This is a genomic window from [Clostridium] polysaccharolyticum, from assembly GCF_900111595.1.
GTDB lineage: Bacteria > Bacillota > Clostridia > Lachnospirales > Lachnospiraceae > Clostridium_AI > Clostridium_AI polysaccharolyticum.
Window position 1 is genome coordinate 1 of record NZ_FOHN01000010.1, and the last position, 21983, is coordinate 21983.

A 21983-nucleotide genomic window follows, 5' to 3' on the forward strand; every position below is an offset into this window, starting at 1 on the left:
AGACTGTTAATAATTGATGAACTGGGCTATCTTCCAATAGACAAGGAAGATTCCAATCTATTCTTCCAGTTAATCGATATGCGCTATGAGAAAAAGAGCACAATACTGACCACAAATATAAATTTTAGCGAATGGGACAGTGTGTTTTATGATGCAGTAGTGGCAAATGCAATATTAGACCGTGTACTTCACCATGCAAATGTGGTAAGCATTTCAGGTAAATCATATCGGTTAAAAGACCATATGAAAGCAACAGATTAGATAGTGTAAATGTACATTCTTATTTTAGATTTTTTGTACATTTTTGTATTGACATTTATAGTGATCGGACTGATAAGAAAGTATCTAAATGCAGGAGTGATGGAAAAGGGTTTAGCCCGACGTTAGAGGGAGTACCACAAGGTGGAAACTTATCTCCATTAATAAGCAATATCATGCTGAATGAACTGGATATGGAATTGGAACGAAGAGGACTCAGGTTCTGTCGTTACGCAGACGATTGCAATGTATATGTGAAATCAAAGAAATCAGCAGAGAGGGTTATGAAAAGTATCACAAAGTTTATTGAAAAGTACCTTGCGAGAGCTTGATGAGTGGTTAAGAAGACGTTTACGTCTCTGTTACTGGAAACAGTGGGAAAAGATTAAAACGAAACATGACAACTTAGTGAAGCTGGGTGCATATAACATTAAGTGAAAGATATTTGCAAGTAAGGTAATTCTTATTGAACCGCCACGTGCCGAACGGTTTGCGTGGTGGTGTGAGAGGACGGAAATTCAATTAATGAATTTCCTCCTACTCGATTGATAGCATGATAAAACAGTATTACTTTCTAGGAAAGCTTATACAAATACAATGGATAATAATTAGCCTTTGCATAGGCTCGGAAATCAGTCTGATAAATACTTATGTTTCGCTTGCCAGTTGCTGTTGTGGAAAGGTAAATGGCATTGGAAGCTTTATCAGCTGCATTAGCTGCATCAAAGTAATAGGCTGGTGTACTGGTAAAGGCAAATCCTGTTGTGCTATTGGCATTAATCACAAGATATTTTCCAGCAGCACTATTGTACAAGGAATAGCGCCCAGCAGCAGACTGCTGTTTTAAGGTCCAGACAATAGAGGAATCTGGATTGCTAATGGTGTTATTGGAAATCGTTACTGCCTTGCCAGCCATTCTTCCGCTATTTAAAGTATTACTCATGGCACGGGTGTAGTTTCCGTTTACTCCTACAAGAACGAATTGTCCCCCAGTTCCAATTTCACTAACAGAAGAAATACGTTTGTAAACACCTTTTTCTGCAGGTGTAGTGGTAGGAGCGGCAGAAGGACGAACGCTAGGTTTTGTACTTGGTACCGTAGTGCTGGCACCACTATTCTTAGAAGGTGTAGTCAAATTGGATGGGACAGTTTTTCCGAATAATTTCCAAGCTAATTCTGGATAGTCAATGAACACATTACGGTTGCCTTGAATATCCTGTGTCAGATCATTACGGCTCATTTCCCAAGTATCAACAGGATCGGATGCCATCCAGCTAAGAAGTGTATCTAAGCTTTCAATAACTGCTTGGCCGTCGTTAGCACTGTCGTCTGAATCCATAGCAGGAAGTTCTGATTTTGCGACATCCTGATATAGGTTTGGCTGCTGCCAGCGTACATACATATAAAGATAAATACGAGCCACATCGCCTTTTACATTGTCAAGAGGCTCGAACATATCGGCACCAGTATCCAGCCATCCAACGGTTTTGCCACTGTAAGTTACAGCAGTGCCTTTATGATTTAGATTCCCCATGGTATGATTGCCACGAGTGCTGTTTACAGCGGCATTAGCTGGTCTTAAATGATGCAGGTCACATCCTCCCTTAATCTGATAAAAGCTTCCACGGCTTTTTGGCCATACATGTTCACGGTTAAAGGAAGTGCTGTATTCATCGCTATAGAATAGAACAGTACCAGATTTTCCTTTTTCTGCATCGGTATAAGGCCAGTAAGTTGTTAAAGATTTGTATGTAACGGATTTTGTCATAGTGCTGTTCATAAGTGTATAAAGTCTGCTTTTTAGGCTGCTTCCACTTAAAGCAGACAATGAGGAATAAGAATAGCTGCCAGTATAATAGCTGCTAGCAGCTGTGCTTAGGGAAGTCGCAATCTGGTCACGGATTCCTGTGTTGTATGCCATTGATAATGCATCTGCCTTGTTATTGTACAGGCCTGACGGCAGCAGAACGAAAACCATTACAAGTGTCAAGAAAAAACAGTAAAATTTTTCTTTAAAATTTTTTGCCATATTTATTTTGTAACTGGATATATCTAAAATTATGAGGTAAGTTAATCAATACAGCCAGTTACGTCCTCCTTTCATCTGTCAAAATAACGTAAAATATCCCCACCCAAACTGGTTATATGGAATTGTAGACCTCCTCTCAAGTGTATATGTTTTGTTCCTTGAAACTGTAAAATTCCAGAAACAAGATGTAATAGGTTACCTTGTTATTATAAAGTGGAAAATATTATACTGTCAAAGGAGATAGAGCATATTCTATATAAATTGATGTTTTTTAAGAAGGCAATTTTTTTGTGTGTAATGTTCATATTTTATAAGAAAGAAATTTCTTCATAAGGTATAATAATAAAAACTGCCACAATAGAAATGTGGCTTATGCATTATGCACAAGGAGGAATTTTATGTCTAATCCATATTTACCTAATTGGGAGTACATACCAGATGGAGAGCCAAGAGCTTTTGGAGACCGTGTTTATATTTATGGTTCTCATGATAAAGCAGCATCTGACAGATTTTGTGATACCAGACTAAAAGTATGGTCTGCTTCTATTCATGATCTGAATAACTGGAAATGTCATGGCGATATATTTCACACAAATGATGATGAAGATCATGCAAATGATTGTGACTGGGCTAAGGGGCATCAGCTTTTTGCACCAGATGTGGTTGAAAAAGATGGGAAATATTATTTATATGCATATATTGAAAACTGTAAAGGCTGCGTAGCAGTAGCCGATAAGCCAGAAGGACCTTTTAAGCTGCTTTCTCAGTATAAGTACAATGTTCCAGAAGGCTGTGAAAATATATATAACGGCGGAATTTTTATTGATCCAGGAGTATTGGTTGATGACGATGGAAGAGTTTATATTTACTGTGGTTACTTAAGTTCTTATATGGCGGAGATTAATCCGGAAAATATGTACGAGATTATAGATGGGACCTATCAGAAAGATATTATTCCAGTGGAAGAACCATTCCGTTTTTTTGAAGCTTGTTCCCCACGTAAAATAGGGGATACTTACTATTTAATTTACTCTTGTGGAACTCCTAGCCAGTTAGTGTATGCTACTAGCAAGATGCCAACAGGACCATTTGAATACCGAGGCGTTATTATTGACAATGGTGTCGATTATCCAGCAGGGAATGACCATGGCTCTATCTGTAAAATAGGAGATCAGTGGTATATTTTCTATCACAGGATGACCAATGGAACCATTATGTCAAGAAGAGGATGTGTAGAAAAAATTGAGATTCTGCCTGACGGTTCCATTCCACAAGTGGAAATGACTTCATTAGGATTTGAAGAAGCCCTTAATCCATATAAAATTACGGATCCGGATATTGCCTGTGTCTTAAAAGGCGGCTGCCTCATTACAGAAAAAAATCTGTTTAGCCGTGTTATTACTAACATAACAGATGGCTGCGTGATTGGATATAAGTATTTTGATTTCGGTGAGGATTATTCCAGCAAAACAATGGATCTGGCACTTCATATCAATGGCTGTGGATGTAAAGGCAAAGTATATGTCCGCATAGATAAAGAAGATGGAGAAGAAATTGGCTGCGTTGAATTCGGCATGGATGATAGTATTGTAACAGGCAAAATGAATTGCGTAACGGGAAGACATGCTGTTTATTTTGTTGTAAAAGCTGGATTCAGTGGCGGATTTGCAGAGATGTTTCATGGAAGGCAGCTGTTTGAACTGAAGGAATTTGTGTTCTGTAAATAAGGAAACATATACTTATTGTTGGTATCTGGATGAATCTTATATAGAGGTTGATTACTTCATTATAGTTTCATTTCAGATACCATTTTTTATTGTATTTTACATGAAATATCTTAAAATGCAGTTTACATATAAAAGAAAATAAAGTATATAATATAAGGTTGACATTAGTATCAACTTATTAAATTAGAGATTATGTGTAAGGAGATGTTTAATGTAATTATGAGAAAGTATATTTTGAAAGCTTTAGCCTTTTTATGCATTATTATCATCGCATGGGATGGAACAAATGCTTCCATAATTAATGCAAAAAAAACCTATGTGCATTCATATTATAGGAAAGATGGAACCTATGTACATGGATATTATCGTAATTCTGGAGGCAGCTCCTCAAGCAGTGGTTATTCGAGTAGTGGTTATTCAAGTAGCAGTTCTTCAAGTAGTAGTGGTTCAGTAGATAGAAGTGATTCATTATATAATAATAGTAGCAGTTATGATAATACATCTTCTAAAAATAATAGTCTGGTAAAAAAGCCAAGCGGAAGTACATATAAAAGCTTCAAAGGAACACCAGTTGTGAATCGCAATAATACAGTGAATCTGTATAGAAACCAAACGCTAGTGGGTACCGTTCCTGTTGATGAGCTTGTATATGTAAATGGATATTACAGAAAAGACGGAACATATGTGAGACCACATTTCCGGACATATCCCAATCGTTATTTGTCTGATAACTTTTCTACATACGGACTTTCCACACTGTTAATTTGGTATGAGTTCTTTTGAAGCAGCAGCACAAAGTAAATTTGATAAAAATGCAGTAATGAACTGGGAACTTTATATCAGTTCTGTACTAAAGGGATATGGAATTCAAGTGAATGATGATGAAGCCTTTCTTTATAAAGATTATTTGACATTGATTAATCTGTTTAAAAATAGCCAGTTTGACTTTAATAAGGTATATAATTTTGGCTTATTTTTGTATGAATATTACGGACTAGATAAAGATTCAGCAGTAGAGCAGGTTTTGATGGATATGCTTCAAAATAATTTTGAATTTGTATATGATTACACTTACCTTGTAGAAAGATTTCAGAATCTAGAATGCTTTTTTTATCTAGATTTTAGAAATTATTTAGAAAATCAAGGAGTAACAGAGTATAATTCGCTAATAAAATATTATATGGAAAATTACATTTTATCATTTGAGAGTTTTGCCAGTGGTTTACAGAAGAGTAAATTGGCTAAGATTTATGAGGAAGGGAAAATGTTTTATTCTCAGTTTGGAATAGAGGACAATGCATTAAAAGAGAAAATAGAAGATGATATTGAAATGTATTTTATAAATGCAGTGTGTGAGTAGAAATTTATGCAAATATAAACAAAAATAAAGGAAGTGTCGCTTTCGTGATTTGAAAAATCGCGAAACGGCACTTCTTTTTTCAATATGTAATCAAATGCTTTTTCCACGGTATTCACTAGGAGACACTCCTACCTGCCGTTTAAATGCTTTAGAAAAGGTAAAAGCATCACTATATCCAACTGCATACGCAATATTCTGAATAGAAGCACTGTCATGCAAAAGAAGCTGACAGGCTTTTTTTATGCGGTAAATGTTTAGATACGCATAAGGAGTCTGGCCAGTAGCATCCTTAAAAAGCCTTGTCATATAACTTCGTTCTAGCCCGCAGGCATGGGCAATGTCATTCATGTGTATTGGTTCACTAAACTTAATTGTAATATAATCAATAATTTTCTTAATATAAGTAAGCCTGATATCAATATTAGCAGGTTCCTTTGTTACAGACTGTGCAATCATAGCATCAAATAATTCATATATTTTTCCTATACAGTAAAGTTCACGAGTATTATGTTCTAAAAGCTGTAACATAATCAAATCTATTTCATTGGAATCCAGAGAAGGCTTGAATACAGGCTGTTCACTGGAAAGACCACATTTTTGGAAATAGTCTCTTATCTTAGGGCCGTCAAGGTGTACCCATGCATAGTTCCAAGGTTCTGTCGGATCTGCTTCATAATAAGCCAGAATGTTGGGAGAAATCAAAAAGCCTTGATGGGCAGTAATGGTGTACTGCTTTCCGTTAAGCTTAAGAATTCCCTTTCCTTCAAACAGATAGTGGAAAATATAGTGGTTCCGTACCGTAGGGCCATAGGAATAAGAAGGCGGACAAGCTTGTTTTCCAATTTCGTAAAGCTGGAGATCTGCACAGGCAGCATAATTCAAAAAGTAGCATTCATCGTAAGTTCTGTTTTTTGGCATAGATAATCTCCTTGTCTTGTGCAATGTTTTGATTCTTTAAATAAAGTGTAAAGGAAAATACAGGAATAGTAAACACAAAAGCAAATGAACTTTAACAAAAAATCACAAATTGACATGGAAAAACAAAAACGTGACATTTATAGAAAGAAACGATTGTGATTAAATAGTGGTATCTAATATTTCACAGATTATAGGAGGAGAAAAAATGAGGAAAAAATTAATAAGTACAGTGTTATGTGGGGCAATGTGCGTGGCAATGTTCACAGGATGTGGAAATACAGGAAAACAGGCATCTTCTGATAAAGGCAAGGGCTCTAAGGAACCTGTAACGATATCTTATGCCTGCTGGGACAGCAACCAGGCAAATTTAATTCAAACTATGGCAGATGAATTTGAGAAGGAAAATCCAGACATAAAAATTGACATTCAAGTAAATGGATGGGCAGATTACTGGACTGGTTTAGAGGCGGCAGCTACAGGCGGTTCCTTGCCGGATACTTTCTGGATGCATTCCAACAATATTTATTATTATGGTTCCAATGACCAGCTTTTAGACTTAAGTAAGTACATTGATTCTAGTGATAAAGTAGATTTAGCCAATTATCCAGAGGGTTTGTCTAAGATTTATAACATTGATGGAAAACAATATGCCATTCCAAAGGATTACGATACCATTGCATTATGGTACAACAAGAAAATGTTTGATGAAGCAAAACTGTCCTATCCAGACGACACATGGACATGGGAGGATTTAAAAGAGGCAGCTAAGAAACTGACTAAGGATGATGGTTCACAGTACGGATTCTGTGCAGGTTTACATAATCAGGAGGGTTACTATAACTTCGTATACCAGAACGGTGGGGAGATCATTACCCCAGAAAAAACATCAGGGTATGCTGAGGATAAGACTATTGCAGGAATTGAAGAATATTTCAGTTTTGTAAAAGAAGGACTGTCTCCGGAAATCTATGACGATGCAGCTCGTGGAGAAGCCATTTCCAATGGATTATGTGCTATGGGACTATTCGGTTCATGGAATTTATCGGGTTTTGCAGATTCTGACTATATGAAAGAAAACTTTGACTGTACTGTTCTTCCAATGTCCGACGATGGAGGGAAGGCTTCTATTTTTAACGGATTAGGAAATGCCATCGCCAAAACAACCAAACATCCAGACGAAGCATGGAAATGGGTTGAATTCTTAAGCAGTAAAGAAGGCCAGGAACGTCAGGCGGATTTAGGTATTGCAATATCTGCATACAATGGAACTGCAGATAAATTTACCAATGCGTATTCTATGTTCAATACAAAATGTTACATTGACATGGTAGATTATGCACAGATTCGCCCTTATTCCAATCAGACTAGTGTATGGGAAGATAAGGCATACGAATTATTAAAAAATGCGTATGCAGGAAAAGAAGATACCAAAGATGCTTGTAAAAAAGTAGCAGATATGATGGATGAAGCAATTAAAGCAGAATAAAGTTTGAGGTGAAAATATGAAAGGCAGAAATTTGCCGAAAAGGAAACTATCAAAAAGAAAACGAAATGAATGGATATGGGGCTGGGCATTAGTTTGCCCAACCATTTTAGGAATCCTTATTTTAAATATTATTCCCATAGGCCAGACTTTTTATCTAAGCTTCTTTAAAAGCGGGGCATTTGGCAGAGGAAACATTTTTGTTGGCTTGGAAAACTATAAAAAGCTTTTTACAGACACTCAGGTCTGGTGTGCTGTACGCAATACCTTGTTTTATACGGTACTGGTAGTGCCAGTGACTGTTGTTATCGCCTTGTTCCTTGCGGTGGCATTGAACGGGAAAATAAGAGGAAAAGGAATTTACAGGACCATTTATTTTATTCCCATGGTAGCAGCGCCAGCAGCCATCACTATGGTTTGGAAATGGCTTTATAATGATCAGTATGGACTGATTAACCACGTACTTGGGCGATTAGGAATAGAAAGAGTGAACTGGATTCACAATCCGAAAATTTCGCTATATTCCATTGCAATTATTGGTATCTGGAGCACTGTTGGATACAGTATGGTTTTATTATTGGCAGGACTTCAGGAGATTCCAAAGGATTTTTACGAAGCTTCTGATATTGACGGCGCAAGTGGAATAAAACAGTTCCTTCACATTACAGTGCCGTTAGTATCTCCTACGTTGTTTTTTGTGCTGGTAACCAGTATTATTACAGCAATGCAGGTATTTGATGTGATTTATATGATGGTGGATGTAACCAGTCCATCTTATAACAGTACAGTATCCTTAGTGTATCTGTTTTATAATAATTCCTTTAAATACTCTAATAAAGGATATGGTTCAGCTATTGTTATGCTGTTATTAGCGATCATTATGGTGATTACAGTGATTCAGACAAAGCTTCAGAAAAAGTGGGTTAATTATATGTAGGAGGAATCAAAGTGAAAGGAAAACGGACAACGAAAAAATTAATTTTGCATATTCTTTTAATTGCAGGAGCCTCTATTATGATTTTGCCTTTTTTATGGATGCTTCTTACCTCTTGGAAGACGGTAAGTGAGTCTACTTCTATGAATCCATTTGTATTTTTTCCTCATAAACTTAGATGGAATAATTACAAAGTGGTTATGGAGCAGAATAGTTTTCTAAGATTATATTTTAATACATTTGCCATGATGGTACTTAGAGTGGCATGTGCGGTTCTATTTAGTGCGATGGCGGCTTATGCCCTGGCTAGGCTTGAGTTTCCAGGAAGAGACTTTTTATTTGGACTGGTATTATTTCAAATGATGGTGCCTGTACAGATTTTCATAGTCCCACAATATCTGATGGTAGATAAATTAGGCATGCGTAATACGATTTTTGCACTGTTATTTCCAGGGCTTGTCAGTGCGTTTGGAACCTTCCTGTTAAGGCAGTTCTTTATGGGGCTTCCAAAGGAATTAGAAGAGTCGGCAAGATTGGATGGCTGTAACATTGGCCAGACATTCTGGAAAGTCATGCTGCCCCTTACCAAGTCAGGCCTGATTGCATTAGGAATTTTTACTGCATTGTTTTCTTTCAAGGATCTGATGTGGCCAATGATCGTCAACACCAATGCAGATGCGGCTACGCTGTCATCTACCCTTGCTAAGATTTCCAGTGCCTATTCCGTTAATTATCCACAGCTTATGTCAGCTGCGGTTCTTGCAATCTGGCCTATGCTTTTGGTTTATATGATTTTTCAAAAACAGTTTATTCAAGGAATTGCTACGTCAGGAGGAAAGTTATAAATGGCTATTATATATACGGAATCGACCAAAGAGTTTCATTTGTATAACCAGCAGATCAGTTACCTGTTAAAAGTTCTTCCCAATGGGCAGATTGGGAATCTGTACTATGGAAAACACATCAGGCACAAGGAAGATTATTCTTATCTGTTAGAAGGGGGGCATCGCCCCCTTGCTGTTTATACGAAGGAAAAGGACTACTTTTTTAGTCCACAGTATACAAGAATGGAATACCCTTCTATTGGGACTGGAGACTTTCGAGAACCAGCATTTCTTGTAACGAAAGAAAATGGAAGCACGATGCTGTCTCTGGAATACCAGTCACATAGAATCTATCAAGGAAAGGAAAAACTTAATGGGCTGCCTGCTTTATATGTAGAAGCGGAGCAGGAAGCAGAATCTTTAGAGATTACGTTACAGGATACGATGTCAAAATTTACCTGTATTTTGAAATACAGCATTTATAAAGACTACCCTGTTCTTACAAGAAGTGTGGAGTTTGTAAATCAAGGAAAAGAAAAAGTGTGGTTAGAAAGGGTTCTTAGTGCTAGTGTGGACTTGCCAGATGACCAGTATGAAATGGTACAGCTTTCTGGAGCCTGGGCGAGAGAACGAAAAGTAGTTACAAGGCCGCTTGCTATGGGAATTCAGGGAATTACCAGCAGGAGAGGAATTAGCAGTGCTGAACAGAATCCATTTATAGCAGTAAAACGAAAGAATGCAGATGAAATGCAGGGAGAAGTGTATGGATTCAGTCTTGTTTACAGTGGCAACCATCTGGAACAGATAGAAGTAGATACCTGCAATATGTCAAGAATTCAGCTAGGAATCCATCCAGACGGATTCTGCTGGCCGTTACTGCCAGAGGAAGCGTTTCAAAGTCCAGAGGCAGTTCTGGTATATTCTGATAAAGGATTAAATGGAATGAGTCAGGCTTATCATAAAATATACCGCCAACGTCTGGTGCGTGGAGTGTGGCGGGATAAAGAACGCCCGATTCTTATTAACAATTGGGAGGCTACTGGGGCGGCATTTACCGACAAGCAGATTCTTGAGATAGCCAAGGCAGGAAAAGAACTTGGAATGGAACTGTTTGTATTAGATGATGGATGGTTTGGAAAACGTGATAATGATGAATCGGGGCTTGGAGACTGGTATGTGACAAACTATGAAAAGCTTCCTGAGGGAATTGAAGGAATTGCCAATAAGATTACCAGTCTTGGCATGAAGTTTGGTCTCTGGTTTGAGCCGGAAATGGTCAACAAAGATTCTGATTTGTACCGGGAACATCCAGACTGGATCTTATGTGAGCCGGACCACATCCCTTATCCAAGCAGAAATCAGTATATTTTAGATTTTTCTCGGAAAGAAGTGACAGACTATATCTATGAATTAATGGAAAATGTGCTGTCTTCTGCACCGATATCTTATGTAAAATGGGATATGAACCGTTATATGACGGATAGTTATTCTGTTACCAGACGGCCAGAGGAGCAGGGAAAAATCATGCATGAGTATATACTGGGTGTATACGGCCTGTATGAACGGTTAATCAGAAGATTCCCAGAGATTTTGTTTGAATCCTGTTCTAGCGGTGGTGCCAGATTTGACCCTGGGATGCTTTATTATGCGCCACAGGCTTGGACCAGTGATGATACAGATGCTATGGAACGTGTGAAAATCCAGTACGGGACATCTTTTGTGTATCCATTAAGCAGTATGGGGGCCCATGTGTCAGAAGTGCCTAATCAGCAGGTCGGCCGCGTCACAACAATGGAGACTAGGGGAAATGTGGCTTTGTTTGGCATGTTTGGCTTTGAACTGGATTTAGGAAAACTGACAGAATCCGAGCGGGAGCTTGTAAAGGAGCAGGTCGCATTTGCAAAGGCGCATCGGAAGCTGATTATGACAGGCACATTTTACCGGTTACAGAGTCCATTTGAAGGAAATGACAGTGCGTGGATGATTGTCTCAGAGGATAAAAAGGAAGCATTAGTTGGATTTTACCGTATGTCAGGTGTGCCAAATGCTCCTTGGACCCGCCTTCGCCTGGCTGGGCTGGATGAGAATAGGAAGTATCAGAAAGATGGAGATGCAGCGTGGTATGGCGGTGATGAGCTGATGCATGCCGGGATGGTAATTGAGAAGGACAGTCTTAGCAATCATGGTGGAGATTATAGTTCGGGGGTTGTGTATCTGTATTCAGACTTGATGATTGATAGAAATAATATAAAATTGTAGAATTTTTGGTATGTGTTATTATTGCCTGTACTGTAAAAAATGGTAATTGATTTAGAACGGACAGATAAATAATTCTAACGTAATCTATTATATGCAAAGTATTTTTTGGACAGATCCATTTGCTTGGCTCTGTCCCTAGTTTTTGTATAAATATCCTTGTATAGGAAAAGATTTTTGGTATCATATAATCTATGTGTAAAATAATTCATTTTATCCTTAAGTTATATTCACATAACAAATTTTTATAAACTGGTAGCATTCTTATGGAAAATCATGTAGAATAATAAGGCAGTATTATTAAATAGAGCACACAGTTACATGTGGGCAAATTGTGAAATATAAATCGGAGGAATTATGGAGATTATTATTGTAGGCTGCGGCAAGGTCGGAAGTACCTTAGCAGAACAATTAAGCAGGGAAGGACATAACATTTCAATTATTGATGTGAACGAGCAGAGAGTGGAGGAGATATCGAATAATTGTGATGCAATGGGCTATGTTGGAAATGGAGGAAGTTATAGTGTTCAGCTTGAGGCAGGAATTGAGAAGGCTCACTTAATGATAGCAGTGACTGGTTCGGATGAACTGAATCTTTTGTGCTGCCTGATTGCTAGAAAAGCAGGTAATTGTAAAACAATAGCAAGAGTTCGTAATCCTATCTACAGCAAGGAAATTCAATTTATCAAAGAAGAACTGGGCTTATCACTGATTATTAATCCTGAGTACGAGGCAGCATCTGAAATTGCAAGGCTTTTGCGTTTCCCATCTGCAATTGATATTAATCTGTTTAATAAAGGCCGTGTGGAACTGTTAAGTTTCCGCGTTGGACAGGATTCTCCTTTAAAAGATACTAGAATAAATGAAATCCATAGAAAATTTAAATGTGATATTTTAGTTTCCATTGTGGAACGAGGCGAAGAAGTAATCATTCCAAACGGAGACGTGTTAATTAAGAAAAATGACCTGGTTTCTATCGTTGCACCACATAAAGAGGCATTGGACTTTTTTGTGAAAATCGGACTTGTGAAGAATCCGGTAAAAAGTGCCATGCTTATAGGTGGTGGAAAGCTTTCTTATTATCTTGCAAAGAAACTGATAAAGAGCGGCATTAACGTAAAGATTATTGAAGAGAAATTATCCCGCTGTGAGGAACTGACAGAATTATTGCCAAGAGCAATGGTAATTCACGGCGATGGCACCGATACCAATCTGCTGCTAGAGGAAGGAATTGAGGAAATGGAATCATTTGCTTCCTTGACAGGCATGGATGAGGAAAATGTCCTGTTGTCCTTGTATGCCAAAAGCCGTATGAAAGGAAAAACCATTACAAAGATCAACCGGATTGCATATGATGAAGTAATAAACAGCTTAGATCTGGGTAGTGTAATTTATCCGAAGTACACAACAGCAGCTTATATTCTTCAGTATGTGCGTGCTATGAATAACTCCATTGGAAGCAATGTAGAGACCTTATATAAAATTAAGAAAAATAAAGCAGAAGCCCTTGAGTTTATTGTAAATGAAAGTTCCAAATTAATTGGTAAAAACTTAGAAGAACTCTCACTTAAGAAAAATGTACTCATCTGCTGTATCAACCGTAATGGCATGGTTATAACACCAAAAGGCCAGGACAGCTTACAAAAAGGGGATCACGTAATTGTGGTAACCACAAATGTAGGACTACACGATTTAAGTGATATAGTAAGGGGTTAAAAGATGAATTATCGTTTTATTGTTTATATATTAGGATGGATTTTAAATATTCAGGGAATTTTTCTTCTGGTTCCTTCTTTAGTTGCATTGTGTTACAGAGAAGAAAGTGGATTTTCTTTCCTTATTGCAGCAGGAATCAGTTTAGCATTTGGAGCTTTAGCAACCGTAAGAAAACCAAGAAACTGTTTGTTTTATGCAAAAGACGGATTTGTAAGTGTTGCATTAGGCTGGGTAGTTCTTAGTATGTCTGGTGCACTTCCGTTTCTGTTTAGTGGAGAGATTCCATCTGTATTTGATGCATTGTTTGAAACTATTTCAGGATATACAACTACAGGAGCTACTATTTTAACAGATGTAGAGGCAATGTCAAAAAGCCTTTTGTTCTGGAGAAGTTTTACCCACTGGATTGGAGGCATGGGCATTCTGGTATTTGTACTATGCATTCTGCCTTTAGCCGGTGGCAATAACATGTATTTAATGCGTGCAGAAAGTCCAGGGCCAAGTGTTGGTAAATTAGTACCTCGTGTACGTTCCACAGCTGTCATTTTATACGGAATTTACGCTGCACTTACTGCAGTGGAATGTGTACTTCTTTTAATTGGTGGCATGAGCTTTTTTGATGCAGTTACGACATCCTTTGCTACGGCGGGAACTGGAGGATTTGGCATTCGTAATTCCAGTATTGCAGAATATAATGTATTCTTGCAAAATGTGATTGCTGTATTCATGGTGGTATTTGGTGTAAATTTTTCCGTTTATTTTTTAATATTGATTAGAAAGCCAAAGCAGATATTAAAAAGTGAAGAACTTCGTACTTATATTGGAATCGTGGCAGCATCCACAGTTTTAATTGGGTTCAATATCAGAGATTCTTTTGCTTCAGTCTGGTCAGCATTGCAGCAGGCATTTTTCCAAGTTGCATCTATCATTACTACAACAGGATTTTCCACAATAGATTTCAACTTGTGGCCAACATTTTCAAAATGCATTCTCGTAATGATTATGTTTGTGGGTGCTTGTGCTGGAAGTACAGGTGGAGGCATAAAAGTATCTCGAATTGTAATTGCATATAAAAATATTAAGAATGGAATTGAATCTTTTGTTCACCCTAAGAGTGTTCGGATCATTAGCATGGAAGGAAAAAAAGTAAGCAATGAAGTAGTACGTTCCGTAAACACTTACATTGTGCTGTATTTCGCTGTATTTGTAGCTTCGGTTCTTTTAATTTCCTTAGAGAACTTTAGCTTTGAAACAAGTTTTACCTCTGTAGCGGCAACATTAAATAATATCGGGCCAGGTCTGGACGGAGTTGGCCCTATGGAGAACTTTGCAAAATTTAATTCGTTTTCAAAATGTGTTTTCATGTTTGATATGTTAGCGGGAAGACTGGAACTGATTCCTATGGTAATTTTATTCTCACCTTGGATATGGAGAAAGAATCATTAGAATGATGAGCAGGTTCCAGACATATACTAAATTAAGAAAATAGTATATGGAGCTTTCTATGGATGGATTAAATCAAGAGATGCCAATGGATCAAAAGATAGATGCAAGGAGTGGATTTCCACCCGCATATATGACAAGTGAACAAGAACCGTATTTGGAGGAGATTGATGTAAAATGGATAAAGGATGCAGTAATCGAAGAAATTTTTAAGGAAGAAATGACCTTTCATGTCAGAATTACTTACCATGAGCCATATCAAAATACCACTGAGCGGATAAAATCTTTGGAACTGCTGGTTTCTGAATATTATACAAAACTATACGATCAGGAACAGAAGGCCATTTTCCCAGATGTACTAAAAGAAGGGATGGTAATTGATGCGTTAATTGCTTCAGATTTTATTGAATCAGATAATGCCATGACAGAAGCATTTCAAATCTTAGTGGTATCAGCACCATTTGGTACGGATGCGATTGAAGGAAAGGTTCTGCAGGTAAATATACGGATAGGACATATCTTGATTGCACCAATAAACGATCCTCTTCAGGTGCTTTGTATCGTAGTGTCAGAGGAAACGGTGATTTTTAGTTCCCAAAGCAGAATGATTCCTATGGATCATATTCTTCCAGGCATGTTTATCAGAGTGGAACATGGAAACTTTGTTTCATCTAGTACTCCACCGCAGACAACAGCAACAACCATTCAAGTATTGAAAAACTAAAAGACAGGTCATTTGTATTATGCATGGATATAGCATGCTATAGGAACAAAGGAGGACATAGGCAGTTTAATATCATGCAATACGTACTTGTGTGCAAAAGGGGTTCTGTGGCTTTTTAAAGAGATTGATTTTTAAATATGAGGTATTGGCAAAAGTGCTTTGACCCATGACAGTTAGAGCATTTTTGCTTTTGGGTTAGCATAAAACAGAGAAAATGGGGAATGTTTATGTACAAAACAAAGGAAGAAAAGAAAAAAAATTATCATGGTTTGGGTGGTTTGCAAAGAAAAAAGGATAATACGCAACAGGATATATTGGAGAATTCCCCATTACATACTGTTCCGTTTCAGGCAAGGGATTTTCATGTTCTTCAATTAAAAGGAAAGGAAACAAAATCAGATTCTAGTGGGAAAACTGTGCAGTTATCAGGCAAACCACCTGAAAAAAAGAAACCACCATCAGTAAATGTTAGAATACAGCCTGGAATTAGCCGGAGTCTTTACAGTAATAATGGTGAAGAAATTGCATCAGTAGATGGAGATACCGCAACGTCTGTTCAATTTACTGATTATGGAAAAACTAAGATAAAAGATTCAGCTATAAAAAAAATAGCAGATGATAATAAGGGGAAAATAACGAGTCATGATATCTTACAGTATTTTGCTAATATGCATACCTTAAAAAAAGAAAAAAAAAGCAGTAGACAGAATCCGAAAATGATTAAAAAGAGGAAAAATGGCTGGAGAAAGCACTTAACAGAATATGAATCGGTGCTGATATTCACTTTTAGACTGGAAGAAGTGATGGATTCCGTGTTGAAGCAAGGTGTAATTTATGGGGATGACCTGGCAAACTTGGAAGCAGAACTGGCGATGTATTATGAAGTTGTGAAAAAACATGCTGGTAAAGACTTTTTATTATCAGCTGTCTATGTTATAAAACATGCGGGTAATATTCTTTTCCATGAAATGAAATTAGAGGAAAGGGAACAAATACATAACTGTCTTAAAGAAATACAAAGACGAAAAGAAGAGATGCTGGAAGAAAGGCAATTTATTCTGCTAGAACTTGCCAAGGAAACACCTGATGACCCTGAAATTGCGTTGAGAGGCGATGATTGTAGCGGGTTTGCATGGTTGATGGCAGAGCTTTATCCTAAGACAGCTGAGAGTGGAAAGGAAGTATCTACAGACGAGTATATAGAAAAAAATATTGGAATATATTCCAGTGTAAGTGGATATAGCTATCATTATTTTTTATGGTTGACTGAGAACGCTGCTGAAACTGGTGGTGGGGTTACAGTTGAGACTTGTGCAGGAAAGGGCCAGACGTACCGTGCTGTATTTAGTATACGTTCCTCTGTCAATACACCTGATAATCCCGTTACAGGCATCGATAAGAGAACAATAGAGACAGGATATACGACAGTCAATAATCATGTAACAAGAGGAGACGAAAGAATACTTCGATTCTGTTTTGAAAAAGTTCAGGAATTGCTTCAGGGATTGTCTAAAAATCAAAATGGAAAATATGTTGTCCCAAAAGCAATGGCAAAAGAATTTTCTTTTGCAAACATATACCGCTTTTATAGTGAAAATAGAAACAAAAAGCCGGAAGATAAAAAAATGTCTGGATTATTAATGGATGTGAATAAATATTTTGAACAAAATATAGAAATGGAAAAGGGAGTAATAGTATTTGGAAGTTAGTCAAAAGAGACAGGATAGTATGAACGTTCTGAAGGAAAAAGATTTCCTTCAGAACTGCATCAGATACTTCCTGTCTCTTTTCGTTTATTAGTATTGTGTTGTTCCTAAAGCAATACCATTATGTCCTAGAGGAATTTCATGGTCAAGTCCGATGAATGTTCCGTCTGCTGTCTGCCATAAAGCAGGCTTTAAGTAATTATCATATTTGTAATCATTCCATTTTAAGTCACGTCCGCCTTCAAATGGAGTACCTTCATCACGAGTAAGCAATCCGTTTGTATCAGCAGAGTCAATGTTGATGCACCAGAAAGTATGATGTAAGGAATATTTATTTTGAATGATGTAATCTCTCATGCATCTTAAATATTTCTGGTTCTGATCCAGTAGTGGATGATTTCCTTCTGTGATACCACCCCATTCACCAACTAAAAGAGGTGCGATGCCATCTTCCATAATGTATCCCCAATTGTCATGCCAGCACTGGCTGTACATAATATCGAAGGCTTCCTTGTCAGATGCACTTTCAAAATCACCTTGGAACCAGGACTGATTGAAAACGATTGGACCGTAATCATGTGGAGAGTATACAAGCTGGCTCTGGTATTTTCCTAAATTGATAGGATAATCCTTAACACCTCTTAAGTTACCACCCCACCATGTGCAGTAGTAGTCATTTGTTCCGCCCCAGGCACTTGTATTGATGGATTCATCATCCCAGATGCTGTCTTTTGGATAAATTTCAACACCTTCAACGAAAATAAGTGCATGTGGATGTACGTCCAAGATAGCTAATGCTGTTTCCTGAGCAACACGTTTCCAGTTGTTTGCTAAACTGGAGTCATCCCAGATAGCACTTTGTGCTTTGATTTTTATATCCCCGGTATTGGTGTGTGGCTCGTTCTTTAAGTCAAATCCAATGATAGTATCATCATTTTTGTACTGGTCTGCAGCCCAGACCCAGGCAGCTTTAAATACTTCTTCTGTAATGGAACCTTTATACCATACTGGGTAATTGTGTCCCTGATTGTCAGTTTCAGCACCATGTACATCAAGAATTACTTTAATGCCTACACGTTTGAAATTTTCAAGCATAAAGTTAAATAACTCAAAACTGTTTAAACCAGCGAGTGCTTTGTTATTATAGCTTGTATCAGTAGAAGCTGGGTAAATGCCTTTGCTCCAGGAATATAATAAATCAGTTGCAATTGGAATACGGACAACATTGATGCCTTTATCCGCAACTTGTTCGATATCTGCAATAATGTTACTATGGTAGGAATCTAATAACATTCTTTCACGGCAGTTAAATCCAAACCAGTTTGCACCAGTCAGCCATACTTTATTGCCATATTTGTCGCAGATATTTGTACCTTCTACGTGTAACCAGTCATCACCGGATTTTGCATCACCAGCAGGAGCTGTGCTAGGTTTTATACTAGGCTTAACACTAGGTTTTATGCTAGGCTCTACGCTAGGTTTTGCACTAGGCTCTGTGCTAGGTTTTGCACTAGGTTTTATGCTAGGCTCTACGCTAGGTTTTATGCTAGGCTCTACGCTAGGTTTTGCACTAGGCTTAACACTAGGTTCTGTGCTAGGAACAACACTAGGAGCAGTACTAGGCTCTGTGTCTGGTACTACATCACCAGTAGAATATTCTTTTCCATTGATTTTGTAAACAACAGTATACTGTGTATCTTCTGGCATTTTGCCGGTACCACAGAAACCGAAGTTTACAGAAGAACCTGCACTAATTGACTTTGCCCAGTCATTAGGAGTTACCACATAGGTATCACTGGATGCTTTTGAATCAGCACACCAGATGCTGGAAAGTGTAAAACCATTTTTCTCAATTACTACTTTCCAGTCTGTGATGGTTTGCGTTCCTGTGTTGTTTACATAGACATTCACAGAAAAACCACCATTCCATGAACTTCCTTCCGTTTTCAATTCTACTGCATCTGTTTTTGCAGCTGCAGCAAAGGCAGCATTAGGCAGCAGGAAAGACAGCGAAAGTGCTAGAATCATTACAAAAGATACTAGCGCATTGAAATTACGTTTCTTTGACATTGCTTTCATAATAACCTCCTCTGAATTTTCAATGAAACTGGTAGAAAAAAGGTGGTTGTATTCCAGTTTTTCTACAATCCCATTATACCATTAATAAAATCCACTGAAAATACAGATAATTACCAAATAAATATAGGCATATTATAAGAAATGACGATTTTTTGGCACTTTGCCATGATTAGCAGTTGCAATTAGGCAAAAAATGCGATATATTATGGTTCTTATATAAAAATTTAGGAGATTGAAGGGCATGAGCAGTAATATAAGACCGTATGTGTTAGTTTATGGAGTATCCGTTTATGATATTTTTGGCTTTGCGTACCAGAATTATAGGACGAATGACTCCAATCCGGGGAAGGTAAGAGTTTCTTTTGGAGGAGTATGTAGAAATATTGCAGAAAACCTGGCTAGAATGGGTATAGATACAAAATTTATATCTGTCATAGGTGACGACGAAAAAGGAAAAAGCATTTTAGACTATGCGAAAAAGATTCATTTGGATATGGAAGATTCCCTTATTGTAAAAGGAGAATCCACGCCTACTTATATGGCAATTCTAGATGAACTTGGAGAAATGCGGTCCGCTATTGCTGATATGAAAATTACAGATCTGGTAACAGAGGAATTCATTGATTCCAAGGCAGAGCTTATTGAAAATGCGGAATATATGGTACTGGATATCGACAATCCAGCTATTGTAGAATATATTCTGGAAAAATATGAAGGAAAGACACGTTTTGTATTAGATCCTGTGTCTGCGGCAAAAGCGGCAAAGGTGAAGCATTTAACAGGGAAATTCCATACTATTAAGCCAAACCGTAACGAAGCAGAAGTACTATGTGGATTTTCTATCCGAAGCCATGAGGATATTCGCAAAGCAGGCGCTTACTTTAAAAGCCTTGGGGTAGAAAATGTGTTTATAAGCTTAGACAGCGAAGGCATGTATTATTTCAATGGTTCAGAAGAAGGTATTGTAAAGAATCAGGAAGTACCTGTTGTGAACGTAACGGGAGCAGGGGATTCCTGTGTTGCTGGAATCTGTTATGGGTATATGCAAGGGTTTTCCATCGAAAAAACAGTAGAATATGCCATTGCCATGTCTGCCATTACCATTTCTCATGAAGATACCATTCATCCGGATATGGGACATGATCTGGTAGAAGAGTACTTGGAAAAAAATACTTGTGATGTTGAAAGATTCTAAAAAGCCAGAAAAACTATTACAAAACAGAAAACCGGTTTTGCAATAGTTTTTTTGGGTTTTGCTATTTTTATTGAACAGGCTGGTTTATAAAACCTGTTAAAACTGTGTTAAATTTAATCTGTTCTTCATAAAATGGCAAATGTCCGCTTTCTTCAAATGGAACAATGTAGGAATTGGCAATACATTGCCTTAAGAATAACGCCAAAGGATAGGGCACAACCTGGTCATGGACACCGTGTATAATCAAGGTTGGAACAGTAATTCTTTGCAGGTCTTTGAATAAGGTTTCGTTGCGGAAAGTAATAGCACATTGTATCGTGGAATGGCCAGCGGCCTGATAACCTAAGTAAACCAGCCAGTCTGTAAAGGTTTCCGAAGAAAACTTATAAAAACAGGTTTGGGCAAAGTTATGTAGCATCTGGGGACGGTTGTTTCTTGTTTCCTGAATCAGAGTATCAATAAAATCTCTGGATACTCCAAAATTAAAATTCTTCCGTCTTACAAGGCTTGGAGCAGCCGCACCAATCAGAACTAAGTTTTTCACGTGATCCTGGTTATAATTTGCCATGTAGCGGATAGCAGCAGCTCCACTCATAGAATGAGCAGCAAGAGTCACATTTTCAAGTCCTAAACTCTCGATTGACTGATGCAAGTCTTCGGCCAGGCGATCATAGTCATATCCTAAAGCTGGGCGGTCGGATTGGCCAAACCCTCGTGTGTCAAGGCCGATACAGCGTATGTTCTTGTATGGCAGAGCATCATACTGATACTCAAACACGTCATGGGACAACGGCCAGCCGTGAAGGAAAAGAATCGTCTCTTGGCCGTCAGGATTTATGTCTTCAGCAAATACTTTGACATTGGGTTCTACTTCAATCCAATATTTCATAAGGGTTCAATCCTTAAAGGGGAGTGTTATTTTATTTTATGCCTTAACAGATGAAAATGTTCCTGACAAAAGAATACTTATGGAGTTAAAGAAGAATAAGAAATACAGGCTGTGTTTTAAAGACAATCTATGATATGCTTGTTACAAATAAACAGAAAAGAAAGCGAGTATCAAATATGAATGAATTATATAAAGCAATTGAAGACAAAATAAAAGAATCTGGATATCCAAGAGCCATTAACGGTTCTGATGTATACGATGATATCTGCGATCAGATCGAAGGAAAAGAAAATGGTACGTACCTTTTGCTGTCCAAATTTGAAGAAGATGTAGTATTTGAATATAATATTACAATTATGGATGCTCAGTTTAACCTTGGAATTTTAACGATAAAATGCCCAGAAGGGGAATTCCAGATTGACTTTGATAAATAGAATGGACA

20 protein-coding genes are annotated in these 21983 nt (G+C 37.6%); 16 read left to right on the forward strand and 4 right to left on the reverse strand.

The window, feature by feature from the left end; genetic code table 11:
* The 3 genes from BMY85_RS07890 to BMY85_RS16265 form a co-directional block, all read left to right on the forward strand.
* Window positions 1–261: ATP-binding protein (locus BMY85_RS07890; RefSeq protein WP_177180694.1), on the forward strand; the 261-nt coding region annotated here is incomplete at its 5' end.
* Window positions 262–314: 53 nt separating this feature from the next.
* On the forward strand, window positions 315–590 hold the full coding sequence (locus tag BMY85_RS16345; protein WP_408643141.1) for a reverse transcriptase domain-containing protein: 276 nt from the start codon (window positions 315–317) through the stop codon (window positions 588–590).
* On the forward strand, window positions 577–696 hold the full coding sequence (locus tag BMY85_RS16265; RefSeq protein ID WP_334292357.1) for a group II intron maturase-specific domain-containing protein: 120 nt from the start codon (window positions 577–579) through the stop codon (window positions 694–696). Before BMY85_RS16345 ends, BMY85_RS16265 begins: the two co-directional genes overlap by 14 nt.
* Window positions 697–832: 136 nt before the next feature.
* Here BMY85_RS16265 and BMY85_RS07900 read toward each other — a convergent pair whose 3' ends face one another.
* Window positions 833–2179, reverse strand: a complete 1347-nt coding sequence (locus tag BMY85_RS07900; protein ID WP_177180695.1) for an endonuclease I family protein — start codon at window positions 2177–2179, stop codon at window positions 833–835.
* A 506-nt stretch (window positions 2180–2685) separates the two neighbouring features.
* Between BMY85_RS07900 and BMY85_RS07905 the strand changes: the two genes are divergently transcribed.
* The 3 genes from BMY85_RS07905 to BMY85_RS07915 all read left to right on the forward strand — a co-directional run bounded on the left by BMY85_RS07905 (window position 2686) and on the right by BMY85_RS07915 (window position 5374).
* On the forward strand, window positions 2686–4014 hold the full coding sequence (locus BMY85_RS07905; RefSeq protein ID WP_092477737.1) for a family 43 glycosylhydrolase: 1329 nt from the start codon (window positions 2686–2688) through the stop codon (window positions 4012–4014).
* 219 nt (window positions 4015–4233) lie between these two features.
* Complete coding sequence (locus BMY85_RS07910; protein WP_092477738.1) at window positions 4234–4797, forward strand: hypothetical protein; 564 nt, start codon at window positions 4234–4236, stop codon at window positions 4795–4797.
* Window positions 4784–5374 (forward strand): hypothetical protein, encoded by a 591-nt coding sequence (locus BMY85_RS07915; protein WP_092477739.1) that lies wholly within the window; start codon window positions 4784–4786, stop codon window positions 5372–5374. Before BMY85_RS07910 ends, BMY85_RS07915 begins: the two co-directional genes overlap by 14 nt.
* A 90-nt stretch (window positions 5375–5464) precedes the next feature.
* Here BMY85_RS07915 and BMY85_RS07920 read toward each other — a convergent pair whose 3' ends face one another.
* Window positions 5465–6292 (reverse strand): AraC family transcriptional regulator, encoded by an 828-nt coding sequence (locus BMY85_RS07920; protein ID WP_092477740.1) that lies wholly within the window; start codon window positions 6290–6292, stop codon window positions 5465–5467.
* A gap of 205 nt (window positions 6293–6497) precedes the next feature.
* Here BMY85_RS07920 and BMY85_RS07925 point away from each other — a divergent pair, with 205 nt between their 5' ends.
* The 8 genes from BMY85_RS07925 to BMY85_RS07960 all read left to right on the forward strand — a co-directional run bounded on the left by BMY85_RS07925 (window position 6498) and on the right by BMY85_RS07960 (window position 17381).
* Window positions 6498–7778, forward strand: a complete 1281-nt coding sequence (locus BMY85_RS07925; protein ID WP_092477741.1) for an ABC transporter substrate-binding protein — start codon at window positions 6498–6500, stop codon at window positions 7776–7778.
* Window positions 7779–7794: 16 nt separating this feature from the next.
* On the forward strand, window positions 7795–8712 hold the full coding sequence (locus BMY85_RS07930; RefSeq protein ID WP_092477742.1) for a carbohydrate ABC transporter permease: 918 nt from the start codon (window positions 7795–7797) through the stop codon (window positions 8710–8712).
* Between the two features lie 11 nt (window positions 8713–8723).
* Window positions 8724–9554, forward strand: a complete 831-nt coding sequence (locus tag BMY85_RS07935) for a carbohydrate ABC transporter permease (RefSeq protein ID WP_092477743.1) — start codon at window positions 8724–8726, stop codon at window positions 9552–9554.
* Complete coding sequence (locus BMY85_RS07940; RefSeq protein WP_092477744.1) at window positions 9555–11792, forward strand: alpha-galactosidase; 2238 nt, start codon at window positions 9555–9557, stop codon at window positions 11790–11792. It abuts the gene before it with no gap.
* A 354-nt stretch (window positions 11793–12146) separates the two neighbouring features.
* Window positions 12147–13505, forward strand: a complete 1359-nt coding sequence (gene trkA, locus BMY85_RS07945) for a Trk system potassium transporter TrkA (RefSeq protein ID WP_092477745.1) — start codon at window positions 12147–12149, stop codon at window positions 13503–13505.
* Window positions 13506–13508: 3 nt separating this feature from the next.
* Entirely contained in the window at window positions 13509–14951 is a 1443-nt protein-coding gene (locus BMY85_RS07950) for a TrkH family potassium uptake protein (RefSeq protein WP_092477746.1), read from the forward strand.
* A gap of 58 nt (window positions 14952–15009) precedes the next feature.
* A complete protein-coding gene (locus BMY85_RS07955; RefSeq protein WP_143066346.1) occupies window positions 15010–15672 on the forward strand; it encodes a hypothetical protein in 663 nt (220 codons plus the stop codon).
* A 227-nt stretch (window positions 15673–15899) separates the two neighbouring features.
* Complete coding sequence (locus BMY85_RS07960) at window positions 15900–17381, forward strand: hypothetical protein (protein WP_092477748.1); 1482 nt, start codon at window positions 15900–15902, stop codon at window positions 17379–17381.
* A gap of 87 nt (window positions 17382–17468) precedes the next feature.
* Here the strand turns inward: BMY85_RS07960 and BMY85_RS07965 are convergent, their stop codons facing one another.
* A complete protein-coding gene (locus BMY85_RS07965; RefSeq protein ID WP_092477749.1) occupies window positions 17469–19457 on the reverse strand; it encodes a cellulase family glycosylhydrolase in 1989 nt (662 codons plus the stop codon).
* Between the two features lie 241 nt (window positions 19458–19698).
* Between BMY85_RS07965 and BMY85_RS07970 the strand changes: the two genes are divergently transcribed.
* The gene (locus BMY85_RS07970) at window positions 19699–20652 is read left to right on the forward strand and encodes a carbohydrate kinase family protein (RefSeq protein WP_092477750.1); all 954 of its coding nucleotides are present in this window, start codon (window positions 19699–19701) and stop codon (window positions 20650–20652) included.
* Between the two features lie 67 nt (window positions 20653–20719).
* Here the strand turns inward: BMY85_RS07970 and BMY85_RS07975 are convergent, their stop codons facing one another.
* Window positions 20720–21541, reverse strand: coding sequence for an alpha/beta fold hydrolase (locus BMY85_RS07975; protein ID WP_092477751.1), 822 nt, complete (start codon window positions 21539–21541; stop codon window positions 20720–20722).
* Between the two features lie 176 nt (window positions 21542–21717).
* Here BMY85_RS07975 and BMY85_RS07980 point away from each other — a divergent pair, with 176 nt between their 5' ends.
* Complete coding sequence (locus BMY85_RS07980) at window positions 21718–21975, forward strand: hypothetical protein (RefSeq protein WP_092477816.1); 258 nt, start codon at window positions 21718–21720, stop codon at window positions 21973–21975.
* Window positions 21976–21983 lie beyond the last annotated feature (8 nt).

Excerpts from the sequence above, each read along its gene's own strand:
- BMY85_RS07925 (WP_092477741.1), top strand. The coding sequence starts at position 6,498 with ATGAGGAAAAAATTAATAAGTACAGTGTTATGTGGGGCAATGTGCGTG.
- BMY85_RS07930 (WP_092477742.1), top strand. The coding sequence starts at position 7,795 with ATGAAAGGCAGAAATTTGCCGAAAAGGAAACTATCAAAAAGAAAACGA.
- BMY85_RS07955 (WP_143066346.1), top strand. The coding sequence starts at position 15,010 with ATGGATGGATTAAATCAAGAGATGCCAATGGATCAAAAGATAGATGCA.
- BMY85_RS07975 (WP_092477751.1), bottom strand. The coding sequence starts at position 21,541 with ATGAAATATTGGATTGAAGTAGAACCCAATGTCAAAGTATTTGCTGAA.
- BMY85_RS07950 (WP_092477746.1), top strand. The coding sequence starts at position 13,509 with ATGAATTATCGTTTTATTGTTTATATATTAGGATGGATTTTAAATATT.
- trkA (WP_092477745.1), top strand. The coding sequence starts at position 12,147 with ATGGAGATTATTATTGTAGGCTGCGGCAAGGTCGGAAGTACCTTAGCA.
- BMY85_RS07905 (WP_092477737.1), top strand. The coding sequence starts at position 2,686 with ATGTCTAATCCATATTTACCTAATTGGGAGTACATACCAGATGGAGAG.
- BMY85_RS07910 (WP_092477738.1), top strand. The coding sequence starts at position 4,234 with ATGAGAAAGTATATTTTGAAAGCTTTAGCCTTTTTATGCATTATTATC.
- BMY85_RS07970 (WP_092477750.1), top strand. The coding sequence starts at position 19,699 with ATGAGCAGTAATATAAGACCGTATGTGTTAGTTTATGGAGTATCCGTT.
- BMY85_RS07965 (WP_092477749.1), bottom strand. The coding sequence starts at position 19,457 with ATGAAAGCAATGTCAAAGAAACGTAATTTCAATGCGCTAGTATCTTTT.
- BMY85_RS07940 (WP_092477744.1), top strand. The coding sequence starts at position 9,555 with ATGGCTATTATATATACGGAATCGACCAAAGAGTTTCATTTGTATAAC.
- BMY85_RS07980 (WP_092477816.1), top strand. The coding sequence starts at position 21,718 with ATGAATGAATTATATAAAGCAATTGAAGACAAAATAAAAGAATCTGGA.
- BMY85_RS07960 (WP_092477748.1), top strand. The coding sequence starts at position 15,900 with ATGTACAAAACAAAGGAAGAAAAGAAAAAAAATTATCATGGTTTGGGT.
- BMY85_RS07920 (WP_092477740.1), bottom strand. The coding sequence starts at position 6,292 with ATGCCAAAAAACAGAACTTACGATGAATGCTACTTTTTGAATTATGCT.
- BMY85_RS07900 (WP_177180695.1), bottom strand. The coding sequence starts at position 2,179 with ATGGCATACAACACAGGAATCCGTGACCAGATTGCGACTTCCCTAAGC.
- BMY85_RS07915 (WP_092477739.1), top strand. The coding sequence starts at position 4,784 with ATGAGTTCTTTTGAAGCAGCAGCACAAAGTAAATTTGATAAAAATGCA.